The 18,010-nt window shown below is 63.8% G+C and carries 15 protein-coding genes; 4 read left to right on the top strand and 11 right to left on the bottom strand.

The window, feature by feature from the left end; genetic code table 11:
• Positions 1-14 precede the first annotated feature (14 nt).
• The 6 genes from NUV89_RS00930 to NUV89_RS00905 all read right to left on the bottom strand — a co-directional run bounded on the left by NUV89_RS00930 (position 15) and on the right by NUV89_RS00905 (position 7,438).
• Entirely contained in the window at positions 15-1,295 is a 1,281-nt protein-coding gene (locus NUV89_RS00930) for an OprD family porin (RefSeq protein ID WP_257779951.1), read from the bottom strand.
• A 128-nt stretch (positions 1,296-1,423) separates the two neighbouring features.
• The gene (locus NUV89_RS00925; RefSeq protein ID WP_257779950.1) at positions 1,424-3,055 is read right to left on the bottom strand and encodes an ABC transporter ATP-binding protein; all 1,632 of its coding nucleotides are present in this window, start codon (positions 3,053-3,055) and stop codon (positions 1,424-1,426) included.
• Positions 3,056-3,057: 2 nt separating this feature from the next.
• Positions 3,058-3,927 carry an ABC transporter permease gene (locus tag NUV89_RS00920; RefSeq protein WP_257779949.1) on the bottom strand — a complete coding sequence of 290 codons (870 nt, stop codon included), beginning with the start codon at positions 3,925-3,927 and terminating at the stop codon, positions 3,058-3,060.
• Positions 3,924-4,865, bottom strand: a complete 942-nt coding sequence (locus NUV89_RS00915; protein WP_207042973.1) for an ABC transporter permease — start codon at positions 4,863-4,865, stop codon at positions 3,924-3,926. Before NUV89_RS00915 ends, NUV89_RS00920 begins: the two co-directional genes overlap by 4 nt.
• An 11-nt stretch (positions 4,866-4,876) precedes the next feature.
• On the bottom strand, positions 4,877-6,445 hold the full coding sequence (locus tag NUV89_RS00910; RefSeq protein ID WP_257779948.1) for an ABC transporter substrate-binding protein: 1,569 nt from the start codon (positions 6,443-6,445) through the stop codon (positions 4,877-4,879).
• 126 nt (positions 6,446-6,571) lie between these two features.
• Positions 6,572-7,438, bottom strand: a complete 867-nt coding sequence (locus NUV89_RS00905) for an alpha/beta hydrolase (RefSeq protein WP_257779947.1) — start codon at positions 7,436-7,438, stop codon at positions 6,572-6,574.
• A 132-nt stretch (positions 7,439-7,570) separates the two neighbouring features.
• On the opposite strand from NUV89_RS00905, the gene NUV89_RS00900 reads away from it, so the two are divergent.
• On the top strand, positions 7,571-8,449 hold the full coding sequence (locus NUV89_RS00900; protein ID WP_257779946.1) for a LysR family transcriptional regulator: 879 nt from the start codon (positions 7,571-7,573) through the stop codon (positions 8,447-8,449).
• Positions 8,450-8,458: 9 nt separating this feature from the next.
• Here the strand turns inward: NUV89_RS00900 and NUV89_RS00895 are convergent, their stop codons facing one another.
• Positions 8,459-8,902, bottom strand: a complete 444-nt coding sequence (locus NUV89_RS00895; RefSeq protein ID WP_257779945.1) for a hypothetical protein — start codon at positions 8,900-8,902, stop codon at positions 8,459-8,461.
• Between the two features lie 200 nt (positions 8,903-9,102).
• Between NUV89_RS00895 and NUV89_RS00890 the strand changes: the two genes are divergently transcribed.
• Positions 9,103-9,318, top strand: a complete 216-nt coding sequence (locus tag NUV89_RS00890) for a hypothetical protein (RefSeq protein WP_257779944.1) — start codon at positions 9,103-9,105, stop codon at positions 9,316-9,318.
• On the opposite strand, the gene NUV89_RS00885 is transcribed toward NUV89_RS00890, so the two are convergent.
• The 4 genes from NUV89_RS00885 to NUV89_RS00870 form a co-directional block, all read right to left on the bottom strand.
• Complete coding sequence (locus NUV89_RS00885) at positions 9,319-9,699, bottom strand: hypothetical protein (protein ID WP_257779943.1); 381 nt, start codon at positions 9,697-9,699, stop codon at positions 9,319-9,321.
• Between the two features lie 166 nt (positions 9,700-9,865).
• On the bottom strand, positions 9,866-11,251 hold the full coding sequence (locus NUV89_RS00880; RefSeq protein WP_257779942.1) for an efflux transporter outer membrane subunit: 1,386 nt from the start codon (positions 11,249-11,251) through the stop codon (positions 9,866-9,868).
• Complete coding sequence (locus tag NUV89_RS00875; protein WP_257779941.1) at positions 11,248-14,364, bottom strand: efflux RND transporter permease subunit; 3,117 nt, start codon at positions 14,362-14,364, stop codon at positions 11,248-11,250. The genes NUV89_RS00880 and NUV89_RS00875 overlap by 4 nt, the downstream gene beginning before the upstream one ends.
• A gap of 2 nt (positions 14,365-14,366) precedes the next feature.
• Complete coding sequence (locus tag NUV89_RS00870; RefSeq protein WP_257779940.1) at positions 14,367-15,536, bottom strand: efflux RND transporter periplasmic adaptor subunit; 1,170 nt, start codon at positions 15,534-15,536, stop codon at positions 14,367-14,369.
• A gap of 114 nt (positions 15,537-15,650) precedes the next feature.
• Here NUV89_RS00870 and baeS point away from each other — a divergent pair, with 114 nt between their 5' ends.
• Together baeS and NUV89_RS00860 are read left to right on the top strand one after the other, a co-directional pair.
• The gene (baeS, locus tag NUV89_RS00865) at positions 15,651-17,072 is read left to right on the top strand and encodes a sensor histidine kinase efflux regulator BaeS (protein ID WP_374684452.1); all 1,422 of its coding nucleotides are present in this window, start codon (positions 15,651-15,653) and stop codon (positions 17,070-17,072) included.
• 3 nt (positions 17,073-17,075) lie between these two features.
• Entirely contained in the window at positions 17,076-17,738 is a 663-nt protein-coding gene (locus NUV89_RS00860; protein ID WP_257779938.1) for a response regulator, read from the top strand.
• Positions 17,739-18,010 lie beyond the last annotated feature (272 nt).

Genomic DNA, 18,010 nt, shown 5'->3' with positions numbered 1-18,010 from the left:
GCACGCCATGACGGCTACCAGAGCGCCACGGTGTAACCCAGGATCAGCCGGTTTTCGTTGGTGTCACGGGCGAAGTTGCTGGTGGCGCTGGCGTTCTGCCAACGCAGCGACACATCCTTGAACGTGCCGCTCTGCACCACATAGCCCAGGCTCAAGTCACGCTCCCACTCACGCCCTTCGCCGTTGAAGCCGATGACCTTGGCGTTGTCGCCCTTGGCATACCGCGTGGAGAACAGCAGGCCCGGCAGGCCCAACGAGGCGAAGTCATAGTCGTAGCGGGCATGCCACACGCGCTCGCCGGTCTGGGAGAAGTTGGCCAGTTGGTACTCGGTGAACAGGTAGGTGTTGGTGCCGTCCACGTAGGTGAACGGGGTTGAGCCGTACTGCGCCTGATAACCGCCGCTGAGGTTGTGGCCGTACAGGCTGTAACCGATGCGGGTACTCAGCGCACGGTTGTCCACCTTGCCGGCCAGGGCGGCGGCGTCTTCGCTGGCGTTGAAGTAGCGAATGTCGGTCTTGAAGGTGCCGGGGCCCCACTTGAAGCTGTTTTTCACCCCCAGGTAGTGCTGTTGGTAGAGGCTTTCCAGCTGTGCGTAGTGATAGGTCAGCGCGGTGTTCGGGGTGAGCTTGTACTCGCCGCCGGCGTAGCGGAATTCATCGCTTTTCGCGCTGCTTTTGTAGGCGCCGTACTGGCTGGTGAGGCCCATGTCTTCGTAGTGCGTGGAGTCGCGCTGCTTGACCTGGTCCAGTTGGCCGGCGCTCAGGGTCAGGTTGTCGATGTCCTTGGACGTGACGGCCGTGCCACTGAAACTCTGCGGGAACAGGCGGCTGAGGTTGGGTTGCAGGGTTGGCAGGTCGGGCACCATGTAGCCCACGCGCAGCTCGCTTTTGGCCAGGCGCGCCTTGCCGGTGATCCCCAGTTTCGAGTAGTTGTCGTGGGCACGCCGGGCGTAACTCGGTGAACCCGGTTCGGCCACGCTGGAGCGTGCAAGCAGGCCGGTGCCGGAGTTGTCCGGGCTGGAATCGAGCTTCACGCCCAGCATGCCGACCGCGTCCAGGCCAAACCCCACCGTGCCTTCGGTAAACCCCGATTCGACGTTGAGGATAAAACCCTGCGCCCATTCGGCACGCTTGTTCTGCCCGCTGTCTTCGCGGTAATCGCGGTTGAAGTAATAGTTCTTCAATTCCAGCGCGGCCTTGCTGTCGGCGACGAAGTCGGCGTGGGCCAGCAAGGGCATGAAACCGGCGCCCATGACGCTGGCCCCGGTGACGACTTTAGTGATGCGGTTATTCATGTGCAGGTTCCTGGCAGACAGGTTGAGTGGGGTTGTTTTTGTTTTCTTCGGCCATGGCTTCGCCCGCCTCGTCAATCAGCGACCGACGAGGGATGAGGTGCAACACATGGCCTGGGGTGCAGCCGTACCTAAATCACACTGGCGCGCAGGCGATAACTGCCATCCGCACGTTTCTCCAAGGGGCTTGCCGCCGCCAGCAAGCGGCGGGTGTACGGGTGTTGCGGGCTGTCGAAGATGCTGTCGCGCGGGCCCATCTCGACCACCTCGCCCTGGTTCATCACCGCCACCCGGTGGGCGATGCGTTCCACCGCCGAGAGGTCGTGGGAGATAAACAGGCAGGCGAAGCCGTATTGGCGTTGCAGGCGCTCGAACAGTTCGAGGATCTGCTTCTGGATGGTCATGTCCAACGCGGAAATCGGCTCGTCGGCGATCACCAGCTTGGGCCGCCGCACCAGCGCCCGACCGATTGCCACACGCTGGCGTTGGCCGCCCGAGAGCTGGTGGGCGAAGCGCTCGCGAAACTGCTCGGGCAGGCCCACATCCACCAGGGTGTCGGTGACGCGCTGCCGCTTTTGCGCGGCGCTCAGGGCCGGCTCATGGCGCAGTGGTTCGGCGAGGATCTGGCCGACGGTCATGCGCGGGTCGAGGGACGAGTACGGGTCCTGGAAAATCATCTGGCATTGCAGGCGATGCACGCGGTTGGCGGCCTTGAGGATATCCACGCCCTGGAACAGGATCGCCCCGGCGCATGGGTTGACCAAGCCGACCACGGCACGCCCGAGGGTGGTCTTGCCCGAGCCGCTGCCACCGACCAGCGCCAGGGTTTCCCCTGGGGCGATGCTCAGGTTCACCGAATGCACCACGCGTTTAGGCACGCTGCGCCCCCAGAAACTGCGCGGGCCCGGATGTTCGATACATACATCGCGCACCTGCAACAACGCCGCTTCCGCCGCCGGCAAGGGCACCAACTCGCCGCGCCGGGGCAACGCTTCGAGCAACTGGCGGGTGTATTCGGCCTTGGGCGCAAAGAGGATATCTTCGATGCGCCCCTGCTCCACCGCCTTGCCCGCGCGCATCACCACCACTTTGTGGGCATAACGCGCCACCAGCGACAGGTCGTGGCTGATAAACAGAATCGCCGTGCCTTGCTCGCGGGTCAGCTCCAACATCAGCTCGATCACGTCCAGCTGCGCCAGGCAGTCCAGCGCCGTGGTCGGCTCGTCGGCGATCAGCAGCGCCGGGCGCAGCAGCATCACCGAGGCGAGCATGATGCGTTGGCGCATGCCGCCGGAAAACTGGTGCGGGTAAGACGCCAGGCACTTTTCCGCGTCCTTGATGCCGATGCGTTGCAGCATGGCGATGCAGCGCTCGCGGATCGTCGCTGCATCCAGCGCGGTGTGCAGCTTGAGCGCCTCGCTCATCTGCCGGCCAATGGTCAGCGCCGGGTTGAGGGAGACCATCGGTTCCTGGAACACCATGCCGATCCGCGCGCCGCGCACTTCCCGCATGGCCTTGGCGTTGTTGCTGTCCAGCGGCTCGCCCTGGAAGGTGATGCGCCCGCCGCACACTTGCATTGGCGCGGGCAGCAAGCCAATGGCGGCACGGGCGGCCATGGTCTTGCCGCTGCCGGACTCGCCCACCAGGGCGACGATTTCGCCGGGGGCCAGGGTAAAGCTGAAATCATCGACGGCCAGCGGGCCGTCGACACCGACGCGAATCTGTAGATTTTCAACGGCCAACAAAGGCACGGGTACGCTCATGCTCATTTCCTCATGCGCGGGTCGAGACGATCGCGCAAGGCATCGCCGAACAGATTGATCGCCAGCAACGTCAGGCTGATAAAGATGCCCGGGAAGATCCCCAGCCACGGCGCGTTCGAAATATAGGTGCGGCTCGCCGAGAGCATGCTGCCCCAGGTCGCGGCCGGTGGTGGTACGCCCAGGCCGAGGAAGCTCAGCGCGCTCTCCGACAGCAACGCCCAGCCGAACATGCTGGTGGCCAGCACACACAGCGGCGCCAGGCAGTTGGGCGTGATGTGGCGGAACATGGTGTACAACTCGGAGTTGCCGATCACCCGCGATGCCTCGATAAACTCCAGCTCACGCAATGACAGCACACTGCCGCGCACCACCCGCACCACCGACGGCGTGTAGGCAATGCCGAGGGCGAGCACGATGCCGTACTGGCTGGCCCCGACAATCGCCATGATGCCCAGGGCCATCAGGATGCCGGGGAATGCGAGCAACGCATCGTTGAGCATCATCAGGATGCGGTCGGTCCAGCCGCGCAGGTAGCCAGCGAGCATGCCGATCAGCGTGCCGCAAACCACCGCCACACTCACCGACAGCAGGCTGATCCACAGGCTGGTGCGCGCACCGATAATCAAGCGGCTGAACACATCCCGGCCAAATTCATCGGTGCCCAGCCAGTGCGCGGCATCTGGTGCGTGCAGGCGCGAGAGCAGGTCGAGCTTGAGCGGGTCGTAGGGCGTCCACACCACACCGAGCAAGGCCAATAACACCAGGGCTGCGAGCAAGCCGCCGCCAATCAGGGCGTTCAGCGGTGGGTAGCGCCGACGTCGGCGCGGCGCGATTGCCGTTATGCCAGGCAAGGCAGGCGTCTTCAGGTTCATAGCTTCACCCTTGGATCGAACAGCGGATACAGCAGGTCCACCAACAGGTTGACCAACACATAGATGCAGGTAATCAGCAGCAGGCAACCCTGCAACACCGGGTAGTCGCGGGAGAAAATCGCGTCGACCATCAACCGGCCGATGCCGGGCAAGGTGAACACGGTTTCCAGCACCGCAATGCCGCCGAGCAGGTTGCCGAGGATCAGGCCGATCAGGGTCCAGGTCGGGGCGAAGGCGTTGCGCAAGGCGTGTTTCCACAGCACCGCGCCCTCCGACAAACCCTTGGCCCGGGCATGGGCGATGTATTCCAGGCGCAGCACTTCAATGGTGCTGGCTCGTGCCATGCGCGCAATGGCGCCGAACTCCACCAGGGTCAGGGTGACAATCGGCAGCACCACATAGGTCAGCGCCTTCATCGGATCAGTGCCAAAGCCGACATAACCAATCACCGGCAACCAGCCCAGTTGAATGCCGAACACGTACAGCAGCAACAGGCCCAACCAGAAGCTCGGCACCGACAGCAACAGCGTCGCCGTCGCCACCAGGCCCAGGTCCATCGCGCTGTTTTGCTTCCAGGCCGCGAGCAAGCCCACCGGCACCGCGAGCAAAGTCGCCAGCAACACCGCCACCAACACCACCGTGGCGCTGACGCTGAAGCGCTCCACCAGCAAATCCAGGACCGGCTGGCGGCTGCTGATGGACACGCCGAGGTCGCCGCTGAGCACCGACTTGATCCAGATCAGGTACTGGGTCACCACCGAGTGGTCCAGCCCCAGGCTGCTGCGCATGTCGGCCAGGCTTTGCGGGTCGGCCATGTCGCCGAGCATCAGCAAGGCCGGGTCGCCGGGGATCAGGCGGATCAAGGCAAACACAATCACCGAGATCAGCAACAGGGTCGGCACCGCCATGCCGAGCCTGTGTGAGATGAATCGAAACATAGCGCTACGCCTTACTTGGAAGTGTCGGCCAGCTTCACGCCCCACAGGCGCGGCTTGGCTACAGGCCAGGAACGATAACCTTCGACACGCTTGCCCATGGCGCCGATGGCGGTGCCGTTGTAGACGACCACCATCGGTACGTCCTTGAGCATCAGCGTGTGCAGTTGGTCGAACAGCGGCCGGCGCTTGGCAGGGTCGACTTCGCGCTGGGCCTCACGCAGGATCGCCAGGGCCTCGGGGTTGTCCCAGACTTTGCGCGGTTCCTTGCCCTTATCGCCGATCACCGATTCGTAGCTTTGCGCGGCATCGAAACGCCCCGAGTAAGAGAACGCCATCATCTGGTAACTGCCGGTCTGGTAGCGCTCCAACTGGGTGCCCCACTCCAGGGTTTCCATCTCGATGTTCAAGCCGGCGGCCTGGACCATGGCTTGGCTGAGCAGGCCTAGGTCAAACATCTGCGGGTAACGCTTGTTGACCAGCATGCGGATTTTTTCGCCGCGGTAACCGGCCTCTTTCAACAGGCGCCGCGCCTCGTCGAGGTTGTAGGTGTAACCCTGGTGCGCGGTGGCGTCGTAGTAAGGGCTGGCGGTGGGGATCACCGAGTTGTTGACCACCGACAAACCGTCGGACAACGCCGCGACCATCTGCGCGTAATCCAGGGACAACGCCACTGCACGGCGGATTCGCACATCCTTGAGCAGCGGGTCGCGGGTCTGGAACAGCAGGCCGCTGATGGTCATGATCGGGCTGACCTGCACTTGCAGATTCTTCACCTGCTTGAGTTGCGCAGCGTCCATCGCCGTGACATCCGGTAGCAAGTCCACGCCACCCGACAACAACGCGGCCTTGGCCGAGGCGGAATCAGGGATCACTTCAAAGCGCACCTTGTCGACAAACGCCTGCTTGTTGCCGGTGTAGCCGTCTGCCGTGGCCTCGGCCCGTGGGCTGTAGTCCTTGAAGCGGTCCAGTTCGACATATTGGCCTTTCTGCCATTTGCCCAGGGTGAACGGCCCGGTGCCAATCGGTGCGCGCCAGCTGCCATCGGCGGCCAGGGAGTCCGGGTGCAGGATGCCGCTGCCGGCACAGTCCGGGCGGGCCATGGCAGCGAGGAACAAGCCGTTGGCCTGGTCCAGGGTGAACACCACGGTGTTTGCGTCGGCGGCGGCGACCTCGACGATCTTGGCCGCACCGCGCCCGTCGAATTCCGCCAGGCAACGCCACTGGGTCTTGGGGTCGAGGTAACGCTGCCAGGTCCATTGCACGTCCTTGGCCGTCAGCACCTGGCCATTCTGGAAGTGCACGCCATCGCGCAGGGTAAAGGTGTAGCGCAGGCCATCGGGCGACACGTCGACCGCACGGGCGAGCATCGGCGCGATGCTGGTGTCTTCGCGGTACGCCACCAGGCCTTCGACGATGTGCATCATCACCGCGTCGGTATTGTCGTCGCGGTTGACGCCCGGGTCGGTGCTGCGGATATCACCGTTGAGGCCAACGCTGATGACCTTGTCCTGGGCGACGGCCATGGACAATGTGCACGCCGATAGCGCGACGGCCAGTGCCGTCTTTACGTAGTTGTTCACGGGAGAAAGACTCCTTGAAGAAATGTTCCGGTCGTTGGCGTGGGCCAAGGCAGGACCGGCATCAGAATGAGTGAATCCTTGGTTATTGTTATACGGTCTGTTCTGAGTGCAGCGTGCAGCGGTGAATCAGCCCAGGCTGCGCTTGTGGCGCAACACCTTGGCGAAAAAGTCCTGGGCCGCCGGCATGGCCTTGATGCCCTGGTGCGCGACGTTGGGCAACAGGTCGAACTGCACCTGCACACCGGCGGCTTCGAAGCTGGCCTGCAAACTGGCCAGGCGTTCCGGGCGCGTACGCCCCGCCGTGTTGGCCCCGGCCATGTAGTGCTTGCCGCCTTCGCGGTGAGTGATTTCCCAGGTTTCCAGGTCCGCATCGCCGACCACCATATGCACCGGCAACTGCTGCAAGGCCGGCAGGTTCAGCGGTTTGCCAAAACGTGCAGCGAAGTCGCGCACGCCGACCCACCAGTCCTGGTCGGCATCCAGCAAGGTCACCGAGCCCGGCGCGCCGATGGAGGCGGCCCAGAGCTTTTCCGGGTGCAGGTAGCAGAAACGATGGGTGAATTGCCCGCCACCGGAATAACCGAACAGCGCGAACGTATCGAAGCTGCGGCCGTAACGCTGGCCGACGTTGGCGATCATGTCGAGCAGGATTTGGTCGTAGCGGATATCGCCCTCGACCATCTGCTTGTAGCCATCGCCATTGCCATCCCCCAGCACACCGACCGGGAACAGGGGCGACAGGATCACACAATCGTTCCAGCGGCCAAACTCCGCGAAGCCATTGCGGTAGATCTCCATGGCGCGGGTCGAGCCGTGCAGCGACACCACCAGGTCGATGGGCCGGGTCGCGTCTTCGATGGTTTCGGGCACGTAGAGGGTGTAGGCAAAACGGCTGTCCTGGGTGTGGGAATACACCGTGGTCGCGCCGAGGTGGTAGACGTTCTTGGCAGCGCGCACGGCTGCGTCTTCAGGGCTGGTATCTGGGTTGCTCATGGGGGTCAATTCGCCGAGTCAGTTCGGATTTGAGTATTGGCCGGGCGCTATAAAAAGAAAAACTAATTAAACTTTAGCCTGAGTAAACAAAACCTTTACGATGCAGCCACACCCACGACCACGGGCCCTCCCATGAGCAGCATTCGCTTCTTCAAGACCTTTATCGCCGTCGCCGAGTACGGCAGCTTTGCCGCTGCCGCCGACCGCGTGGCCCTCACCAACGCGGCCGTCGGCCAGCAAATGCGCGCGCTCGAAGAGGAAATGCGCCGCCCGCTGTTCGACCGCAGCCAGCGGCAGATCAAGCTCAGCCGCGATGGCGTGCTGTTGCTGCCCAAGGCCAAGCGCCTGCTGGCGGATTACGAGCAGATGATCGCCGAAGCGCCCGATGGCGAGGCCATGGAGGGTGAAGTGTCGATTGGCGGGATCACCTCGGGCATGGGCCTGCTGGCCAATTGCCTGGTGCAACTGAAAAAGCTGCACCCGCGCATCTCGGTGAACCTGATGACCGCGCGTTCCGACGAAGTGGTCAACCTGGTCCACGCCGCCAAGCTCGACGCGGCCTTGCTGATCGAGACGGCGCGGCAAAACTTCGACGGTTTGAGTTGGACCCTGCTGTACAACGAACCCATCGTCATGCTTGCCAATGCCACGCAGACCGCAGGGATCAACGACGCGATGGAGTTGCTGCGCACCCAGCCGTTCATTCGTTATGACCGCTCCACCGCCGTGGGCCGCAAGGTGCAGTCGATCATCAAGAGTGAGTCGGTGGAGCCGCTGGAAATCCTCGAGCTGAACTCGATCATCGGCATCGCCGATCTGGTGCGCCAGCAAGTCGGGGTGGCGATCGTGCCGTTGCTGAAGAACTTTGACTGGCACAAAGACCCCAGCCTGCGCGTACTGCCGCTGCCGGGCGACCTGGCGGTACGGCGGGTGGGGATTCTGGAGCAAGGCACCAAAAGTGCGATTACCGGGGAGATTCGCAAGCTGCTGATGGCTGCCGTGGCGAAGTGAAGCGTGGCGTCAGGCCGTGGTGCTGACCAGCGTGCCCGAGGTGTCCCCGCCCTCGGCAGTGACCGCCTGCAACAACGCCGCCGTGGCGGTCTGCAAGGCCGCTGAGGTGGCACTCACCTGGGATTGCGCCGCTGCCACCGCTGCCAACTTGGCCTCATCGCTCTGCTTGCTGGACTGGGCTTTCTGCACCGCTTGCTGCTGTTCTTGCAGTTGCTTTTGCAGTTCTTCGATCTGTTTTTTCAAGGCCTTGACGGTATCGGACTCTTCCGAGGTCGAAGTGGTTGCTGAGCCTGCGCCTGCGCCGCCGGCTTTTTTGCTGTCGGTGCCGGCACTCGCGGTGGTGCTGGATGCCTCGGTGGTCGTGGTGTCAGTCGCCGTGGTGTCAGCAGTACTGGCACTGCTCGCAGCGGGTGTCGTTGTTGCGCTGGGGGTACTGGCAATAGTGACGTTCATGGGCTGTTCTCGATGGCGATTGGCGAACTTTATACGCCGCGTAGCCATCATTACGCCAGCTTCGCCGGGGTAAACTTGGTATCAGAAAAGCTATAATATGCCGCGCTCGGTTACACACCCCAAGGAAGAAACACCAGATGAGCAAGACCGCTTACTGGCTACGTCTTGTGGCCTCGCTCCCGATATATCTCCTGTCCATCATGATGTGGATTCAAACCCCAAGGACGATTGCCGACGCCGTACGCCTGTGGCGCCGGGGCTACTTGACCTCTTACGAGCAAGGCCTGGCGATCGGTTACATCATCGGCGGCGTGCTGGTTGCGGCGGTGGCCTACGGTATCTGGCGCCTGGCGCGCTACCTGCGCACGGGCTACTTCAAGCAGCAGCCCAAACCGGCGCCCACGCCGTGGCCGTAATCAGGGCACTTTGGTTGAGGGCTTGGAGGTAATGGCGCCGAAGCAGCGCATCTCCATCTGCTTGCCGTATTTCGCAATGACCGCCATGCGTGCTTCCTTGGTGCTTTCAATCGGGTAGTCCTGGACCTGGCGCAAGAACACCGCACGCACACTTTTGCGGCCATCGGGGACTTCATACTTGCCGTCCTCCTCGAAAGGCGGCTCGGTGTTTTCCTGCCGCCCCCACATGGCGGCAATGCCATCAGCCTCCCAAGTACGGCAGTACTGGCGCTCCTGCAAGGTCATGATGATCTTGTCGCCCTCGCTGTGCCACGCCCAGGCGCCGGAACTCGCGAACACGGCGCTCAGCGCCAAGGCATGGGTGAACAACCTGCGCAGCATAGTGTGATCCCTCACGGCTTGACGACCGAGGCACAATGGATACAACCGGTCAGTTCCAGGCTCGCCGCGAACAGCGCGCCAGCCCTTTGCACGTTTTTCAGCATCGTCTCATTCCCTTGAAAGGGGCATGATCCTAGTGGCATTTCGACAGGGGATCAACGCAGGCTTACTGCCACCCTCCCCCCATGACCTTGTACAACGTCACCCGATTGCTCTGTTCAGCCAGGCGCAAGGTAATCAGGTCCTGTTCGGCGCTGTACAGCGAGCGCTGCGAGTCCAGGGCCTCAAGATAGCTTTGCGAACCGGCGCGATAGAGTGCATCGGACAGCTCGAAACTTTTCTGGCTGGCCTCGGTAAACGCCTGCTGCGCGGCCAGGCGCTGGTCAAGGGTGCTGCGCACGGCCAGCGCGTCGGCGACTTCCTTGAACGCGGTTTGCAGGGTTTGTTGATAGGTCTGCACCTGGATTTCCTTCTCGACCTTGGCCGCATCCAGTGTGGCGCGGTTACTGCCGGCATCGAAGATCGGCAGGCTGATGCTCGGCGCAAACGTCCATGCGCCACTGCCGGCCTTGAACAACCCGGCCAGGGCCGAGCTGGCAGAACCCGCATTGGCCGTCAGGCTGATGGTGGGAAAGAACGCCGCCCGCGCCGCACCAATGTCGATATTCGCCGATTGCAGGCTGTGTTCCGCCGCCAACACATCCGGCCGGCGCTGCAACAGGCTCGATGGCAATTCAGCCGGCACTTGTACCAACGCAGCAGCAGACTCCAACCGGGTGCCCGGCAGCAGCGCGTCGGGGATGTCGCTGCCCACCAGCAGGCGCAACGCATTGCGGTCTTGCAGGATCTGGCTCTGATACTCCGCCACGTCGCCGCGCGCCGACTCCACAGTGGTTTGCGCCTGGGCCACCGCCAGTGCGGCGGAACCGCCGAGGGCGTGGCTGCGCTGGGTCAGTTCATAAGTAGCCTGCTGGCTGGTCAAGGTGTCCTGGGCGAGCTGCAAGCGCTCGTTATCGGCGGCCAGGGTCAACCACGCGGTCGCCACTTCGGCGACCAGGCTGATCTGCGTGCTGCGCCGGGTTTCGGTCAGCGCCAGATAGGCTTGCAAGGCTTCATCCTGGAGATTCTGCACGCGCCCGAACACATCCACTTCATAACTGCTCAACCCCAATTGCGCGCTGTAGTCATGGCTAGTAGACGCCACGCCGCTGCTCGACAGCGACCCCGGCGTACGGCTGTGGGTGCCGCTGACGCCCGCATCGATGCTCGGCAACGCCGCCGCACGCTGGATGCGGTATTGGGCCTGGGCCTTTTCGATATTCAGGCTGGCCAGGCGCAGGTCACGGTTATTCGCCAGGGCCAGGGTCTGTAATTGGGCCAGACGGCTGTCGGTAAAGAACTGCTGCCATTGGATATCCGCCGCGACATCACCGTTGACGCCGGCTTGCCACTGGACGGGGATGGGGGCTTCGGGCCGCTCATAGGTCGGCGCCAGATTGACGCAACCACTCAGCGCCAGGACGGCCAGCAGGGGCCAGTAACACTTAATCATGCGTCACCTTTAGGGGCAGAGGGAGTCGACACGCGACCGAAACGGCGGCGGATCATCACGAAGAACAGCGGGACAAAAAAGATCCCCAGCAGCGTGGCGCTGAACATGCCGCCCAGCACGCCCGTGCCGATGGCCTGCCGCCCGGCGGAACCCGCGCCGCTGCTCAGGGCCAGGGGCAGCACGCCGAACATAAACGCCAGCGACGTCATCAGGATCGGCCGCAGGCGTTGGCGCACGGCGATCAAGGTCGCCTCGCGCAGGCTTGCGCCCTGCTCTTGCAGGTGCTTGGCGAACTCGACGATCAGAATCGCGTTCTTCGCCGCCAACCCCACCGTGGTCAGCAGCCCGACCTGGAAGTACACGTCATTGCTCAGGCCGCTGACTTTGGTCGCCAGCACCGCGCCGACCACCCCCAGCGGCACCACCAGGATCACCGAAAACGGCACCGACCAACTCTCGTACAACGCCGCCAGGCACAGGAATACAAACAGCACCGAGACCGCGTACAGCAACGGCGCCTGCGCGCCGGACAGGCGCAGCTGGTAAGACTGCCCCGTCCACTCATAACCAATGCCGGCCGGCAGTTGCTTGACGATGGCTTCCACCGCGTCCATCGCCGCGCCGGAGCTCACGCCTGGTGCCGGGTCGCCCACCACTTCCAGGGACGCACTGCCGTTGTAGCGTTCCAGCAGCGGCGAGCCGTAGCTCCACGCACTGCTGGCGAAGGACGAAAACGGCACCATCTCCCCCAGGCTGTTGCGCACGAACCAATGGCTCAGGTCCGCCGCCTGCATGCGCGATTCGGCGGCGCCCTGCACATACACCTTCTTCACCCGGCCCTGGTTGAGGAAGTCATTCACATAGCTGCCGCCCAACGCCGTGGACAAGGTGGTGTTGATATCGCTGGTGCTCAGGCTCAAGGCCCCGGCCTTGCGGTCGTCGATGCTCACCTTGAGCTGCGGCGCATCGTCCAGGCCGTTGGCGCGCACGCCGAGCAAGCGCGGGTCCTGCTTGGCCAGTTGGATAAATTGCTCGCGGGCCGCCACCAACGCATCGTGGCCGAGGCCAGCGAGGTCCTTGAGTTGCAAATCGAACCCCGAACTCTGGCCCAGGCCACGCACCGCCGGGGGTTGCATGACAAACACGTCGGCATCGCCGATGCTTTGCAACGCCAGCGTCGCCCGCTGGGCAATCGAAGCCGCGTCCTGGCCGCTGGCCGAGCGCTCGCTCCAGTCCTTGAGGCGGATAAACGCACGCGCGGTGTTCTGGCTGTTGCCGCCAATGCCCAGCCCGGTGATGCTGATCATCGCGTCGACTTCCGGCTGCTTGAGCAGGTAGTCCTCGAACTGCGTCATCACCGCCTGGGTGCGGCTGTCAGTGGCGCCCACCGGTAATCGGATCTGCGCCATCAGGGTGCCCTGGTCTTCATCCGGTAGAAACGAGGTGGGCAGGCTCGCGTACCCGGCGGCCATCGCCGCCGCCACCAGCCCATAGATCAACAGGCTGCGGCGCCCGCGTTGCAACACGCCGTCGACCAGGCGTTCATAGGCAAGGGAACTGCGTTCGAAGCTGCGATTGAACCAACCAAAGAAACCACCCTGGGCATGGCTGGGTTTGAGCAGCGTGGCGCACAACGCCGGGGTCAGGGTCATCGCCACCAGCACCGAAAGGACCATGGCCGAGACGATGGTCACGGAAAACTGCCGGTAGATAATCCCCGTCGAGCCGCCAAAAAACGCCATGGGGATAAACACCGCGCTCAGCACCAACGCGATGCCCACCAGGGCGCTGGTGATCTCCGCCATCGACTTGCGCGTGGCCTCCAGGGGCGACAGCCCTTCTTCGCTCATCACCCGCTCGACGTTTTCCACCACCACAATCGCATCGTCCACCAACAGGCCGATGGCCAACACCATGGCGAACATGGTCAGGGTGTTGATCGAGTAGCCAAACAGGGCAAGCACGCCAAACGTGCCGAGCAACACCACCGGCACGGTAATCGCGGGGATCAGCGTGGCGCGAAAGTTCTGCAGGAACAGGAACATAATCAGCACCACCAGCACGATGGCCTCGCCGAGGGACTTGACCACCTCCTCGATGGACAGGCTCACGAACGGCGTGGTGTCGTAGGCGATCACGTTTTTCAGCTGCATTTCGCTGGGGTAGAACGGTTCCAGTTCCGCCAGCTTGGCCTTGACCGCCTCGCCCACGCTCAGCGCATTGGCACCGGCCGCCAGCTGCACGCCCATGGCGGCCGCGGGCTTGCCGTTGAGCGCCGAGGTGATGTCATAGCTCTCGCTGCCCAGCTCGACCGTGGCCACATCGCCCAGCAGCACCAGCGCGCCGTCGCTGCTGGACTTGACCACCACCTTGCGAAACTCTTCGGCGGTTTGCAGCTTGCTGCGCGCGGTGATGGTGGCGTTGAGTTGCTGGCCTTTCACCGCCGGTAATGCACCAAGCTGGCCGGCCGAGACTTCGGTGTTCTGCGCTTCAAGGGCGCTGCTCACGTCGGACGGCATCAGCGCGTATTTTTCCAGCAGCGCCGGGTCCAGCCAGATGCGCATGGCGTAGCCCGAGCCGAGGGTTTGCACCTCGCCCACGCCGTCGAGGCGGCTGATGGAGTCGAGCAAGGTGCTGGAGATGTAGTCACCGATCTGTGTGCCGGTGACACTGGGATTGTCCGAGGCCAGCGCGGCGATCATGAGGAAGTCCGAGCCGCCCTTGGTCACCGTCAGGCCTTCGCTCTGCACCGACTGCGGCAAGCGCGACTCGGCCTGTTGCAGCTTGTTCTGCACCTGCATTTGCGCCACGTCCGGGTTGGTGCCGGCGCCAAAGGTCAGGTTGATGCTGGCACTGCCCGCCGAGCTGCTGGAGGACGACATATAGGTCAGGTTGTCGAGGCCGGTGAGGGCCTGCTCGATGACTTGGGTCACCGAGTCTTCGACGGTCTTGGCCGACGCGCCGGTGTAGGTCGCGGAGATGCGCACCGTCGGCGGCGCGATGTCCGGGTACTGCTCCAGCGGCAACTGGCTGATGGACAGCGCGCCGCCGAGCATAATCACGATGGCAATGACCCAGGCAAAAATCGGTCGATCAATAAAAAACCGCGCCATGCTCAACCCTCCTGCGCCAGTGCGCCGGCAGCGGCGGTCTTGGTTTGCACCACGGCGCCGACGCGGACTTTTTGCCCACCTTCGACGATCACCTGGTCACCGGCCTGCAGCCCGGCCGTCACCCACCATTGATTGCCCACGGCACGGTCGACCGTCAGCATGCGTTGCTCGACCTTACCCTCCACCACCAACAACACCGAGGTCACGCCGCTGGCGCTGCGGCTCACGGCCCGTTGCGGGATCAGGATCGCCTGTTCGTCACGGGCCTGCTCCAGTACGCCGCGCACGTACATGCCCGGCAACAGCAAGTGCTCGGGGTTGGCGAACAGCGCACGCAAGGTCACAGTGCCGGTGCTCTGGTTGACGCTGACGCCGCTGAAGGTCAGGCGGCCTTCGTGGTTATAGGTGCTGCCATCATCCAGCTTGAGGCTGATGCGCGCTTCGCCGTTGGCGTTGGCCTGCAACACGCCACTGGCCAGGTCGCGCTTGAGGCCGAGCAGTTCGGTGGTGGATTGCACGACATCGACGTACAGCGGGTCGAGTTGCTGCACGGTGGTGAGGGCGGTGTCCTGGTTGGCCACGACCAAGGCGCCGGGGGTCACGGTGGAGGTTTCGATGCGCCCACCCACCGGCGAGCTGATGCGCGTGTAGCCGAGGTTGATGCGCGCGGTGGCCACGTCGGCCTCGGCCACTTGCACGTCGGCGGTGGCGGTCAGCAGCGTGGCTTGGGAGTCTTCGTGGGTTTGCTGGCTGATGGCGTCGATCTTCACCAGCTGCGCGTTGCGTGTGGCGGTGGTCTGTGCCGACTTGAGGGTGGCGCGCGCCTTGCTCAACGTGGCCTCGGCCTGGGCCAGCGCCGCCTTGTAGGGCGCGGCATCCAGCTGATACAGCGCTTGCCCGGCCTTGACCTCGGCACCTTCGACAAACAGGCGTTGCTGCACGATGCCGCCGACCTGCGGGCGAATCTCGGCGACCATAAAGGCCTGGGTGCGCCCGGCCAGTTCCGTGGTCAGCACCTGGGTTTTCGGTTGTACGGTAAGCACCGTGACCTCGGGCGTGTCGGCCTGCGGCGCCTTGTCGCCGGCCGAACAGCCGCCGAGCACGGCGAGAATAATCAGGGCAAGGACAACGGCGGCGGTGACCAGGTATTTGGCGAAGAATTTGGTGCTCATATCTGCCTCTGCAAGACGGGGTGGCGCAAGCCTTACCCTTATGCTGCGAGGCAAATGTGCAGGAAAATTGAAGATTGCCCGCCCGGGTTGAATCTTTCGCGCCTGGGGGCCTAAATGGGTGGGTGTCTTTTCAACCACGGCCCTGTGTGCATGAAGCTGAGTATTTCCACCAAGTTATTTATCGCGGTGCTGGCCGGTGTGCTGCTGGTCATCCTCAGCATGGGCGTGGCCACCAGTTGGAGTTTTGGTCGTGGCTTTCTCGGCTATATCAATGAGCAGGCGCTGGAGCGCATGGCCCCGGTGGTGCCGCGCCTGGCGGCCGCCTATGAGCGTGAGGGCGGTTGGGAGTACTTTCGCAACCAGCCGGACCGCTGGTTTGAAGTGATGCGCCCCGAGCCGGGTGAAAAGCAGGCGGTGCGCGACTTGAAGACACCGCAGATCTCCGACCTGACCGGCGCCCTATTCCGCATCGCCCTGCTGGATCAAGACAAAAAACGCGTGACCGGCTACCCCGCCATCGGCGACGACGCCCTGGCCCTGCCGATTGTGGTGGCCGGTGAAACCGTCGGCTGGCTCGCCGTGACGCCGTTCCAGAGCGTGACCGAGGCCGGCGGCGAGCGTTTCCAGCAATACCAATTTCGTACCAGCCTGGTGATGGGCCTGTTCTCGCTGCTGATGGCGATGCTGATTGCCTGGTGGATCGCCCGCACGTTGCTGGAGCCGGTCAAGCGCGTGGCCGCCGCCACCCACCGCCTGGCCAGCGGCGACTACAGCAGCCGCGTGGCCGTGGCCTCCAACGATGAAGTCGGCCAGTTGGCCCGCGACTTCAACCAGCTGGCCTACACCCTGGAGCGCAACGAACAGATGCGCCGCGAGTTCATGGCCGATGTCTCCCACGAGTTGCGTACGCCGCTGTCGGTGCTGCGGGGTGAGCTGGAGGCGATTGAAGACGGCGTGCGCAGCCTGGACCAGCACGCGATGAAATCGCTGCAAGGTGAAGTCAGCATGCTCAGCAAGTTGGTGGATGACCTGTATGAGTTGTCGCTGGCGGACGTCGGCGCCCTGACCTATCGCAAGGCGCCGTGCGGGCTGAACGGGTTGCTGGAACACAGCGTGGCGATCTTTCAGGAGCGGCTCAACGCGCGCGAACTGAGGGTGGAACTGGCGCTGCCGGCCCAGCCGTTGGAGCTGGTGGCAGACGCCGATCGGTTGCAGCAGTTGTTCTCCAACCTGCTGGAGAACGCCGTGCGCTACACCGACCCGGGGGGCGTGGTGCGTATCAGCGCCGCTGTGGAGCGCGATGAGCTGCGCATCGAATTCATGGACTCGGGCCCCGGCGTTTCGGCCAGCCAGCTGCCGCGTCTGTTCGAGCGCTTCTACCGGGGTGAATCCTCACGCAACCGTGAAAGCGGCGGCGCCGGGTTGGGGTTGGCGATCTGTCGCAGCATCGCCCTCGCCCACGGCGGCAGCCTCAGCGCCGAGCACTCGCCCCTGGGCGGCCTGTGGCTGACCCTGCGCCTGCCCCGGAGCGTCTAGACCATGGACATCCTGATCGTCGAAGACGAACCCAAACTCGCCGCCCTGATGCAGGACTACCTGAACGCCGCCGGCTACACCACGCAGTGCCTGGACAACGGCCTGCAAGTGGTGCCCGCCGTCCGCGCCCACGCGCCGAAACTGATCCTCCTCGACCTGATGCTGCCCGGCCGTGACGGCATCCAGCTGTGCCAGGACCTGCGGGGGTTCAGCGCGGTACCGATCATCATGATTACCGCCCGCGTCGAAGAAGTGGACCGCCTGCTCGGCCTGGAACTGGGGGCCGACGACTACATCTGCAAGCCCTTCAGCCCACGGGAAGTGGTGGCCAGGGTCAAGGCGATCCTGCGCCGTGGCCCGCAACTGCTGACCAGCGCCGCGCCACGGCTGGTGATCGACGAAGCGCAATACCAGGCAACCCTCGACGGTGTAGCCCTGGACCTGACGCCGCTGGAACTGCGCCTGCTCAACACCTTCGCCCGCGCGCCGGGGCGGGTGTTCTCCCGTGACCAGTTGCTGGACAAGCTCTACTCCGACCACCGCGTAGTCACCGACCGCACGGTGGACAGCCATATCCGCAACCTGCGGCGCAAGCTGGAGCAGGTGTGCCCGGGGGAGACGCCGATTGAGTCGTTGTATGGTGTGGGGTATCGCTTCCAACTCTAAGACCCCCCCCAATTCAACTGTGGAACCAGGCCCCTGTGGGAGCTGGCTTTTGTGGGAGCTGGCTTGCCTGCGATGCAGACACCTCGGTGCACCAGGCAGACCCAGGCGATGCTATCGCAGGCAAGCCAGCTCCCACATTTTGACCGTGTTCACCGTGCAACCTGTGGGAGCTGTCGAGCCCTGGCGAGGCTGCGAAGGCGGCGGCATGGCTGATAGAGAGGGTGCCTGACACACCGCCTTCGCAGGCAAGCCAGCTCCCACATTTTGACCGT

The sequence above is a fragment of the Pseudomonas sp. 18.1.10 genome (assembly GCF_024655625.1).
Classification (GTDB): domain Bacteria; phylum Pseudomonadota; class Gammaproteobacteria; order Pseudomonadales; family Pseudomonadaceae; genus Aquipseudomonas.
This window is presented reverse-complemented; position numbering and strand designations above follow the sequence as displayed.

Coding starts and splice junctions, on each gene's coding strand:
- NUV89_RS00930 (WP_257779951.1), bottom strand. CDS start 1,295: ATGAATAACCGCATCACTAAAGTCGTCACCGGGGCCAGCGTCATGGGC.
- NUV89_RS00925 (WP_257779950.1), bottom strand. CDS start 3,055: ATGAGCGTACCCGTGCCTTTGTTGGCCGTTGAAAATCTACAGATTCGC.
- NUV89_RS00920 (WP_257779949.1), bottom strand. CDS start 3,927: ATGAACCTGAAGACGCCTGCCTTGCCTGGCATAACGGCAATCGCGCCG.
- NUV89_RS00915 (WP_207042973.1), bottom strand. CDS start 4,865: ATGTTTCGATTCATCTCACACAGGCTCGGCATGGCGGTGCCGACCCTG.
- NUV89_RS00905 (WP_257779947.1), bottom strand. CDS start 7,438: ATGAGCAACCCAGATACCAGCCCTGAAGACGCAGCCGTGCGCGCTGCC.
- NUV89_RS00900 (WP_257779946.1), top strand. CDS start 7,571: ATGAGCAGCATTCGCTTCTTCAAGACCTTTATCGCCGTCGCCGAGTAC.
- NUV89_RS00895 (WP_257779945.1), bottom strand. CDS start 8,902: ATGAACGTCACTATTGCCAGTACCCCCAGCGCAACAACGACACCCGCT.
- NUV89_RS00890 (WP_257779944.1), top strand. CDS start 9,103: ATGATGTGGATTCAAACCCCAAGGACGATTGCCGACGCCGTACGCCTG.
- NUV89_RS00885 (WP_257779943.1), bottom strand. CDS start 9,699: ATGCTGCGCAGGTTGTTCACCCATGCCTTGGCGCTGAGCGCCGTGTTC.
- NUV89_RS00880 (WP_257779942.1), bottom strand. CDS start 11,251: ATGATTAAGTGTTACTGGCCCCTGCTGGCCGTCCTGGCGCTGAGTGGT.
- NUV89_RS00875 (WP_257779941.1), bottom strand. CDS start 14,364: ATGGCGCGGTTTTTTATTGATCGACCGATTTTTGCCTGGGTCATTGCC.
- NUV89_RS00870 (WP_257779940.1), bottom strand. CDS start 15,536: ATGAGCACCAAATTCTTCGCCAAATACCTGGTCACCGCCGCCGTTGTC.
- baeS (WP_374684452.1), top strand. CDS start 15,651: ATGGGTGGGTGTCTTTTCAACCACGGCCCTGTGTGCATGAAGCTGAGT.
- NUV89_RS00860 (WP_257779938.1), top strand. CDS start 17,076: ATGGACATCCTGATCGTCGAAGACGAACCCAAACTCGCCGCCCTGATG.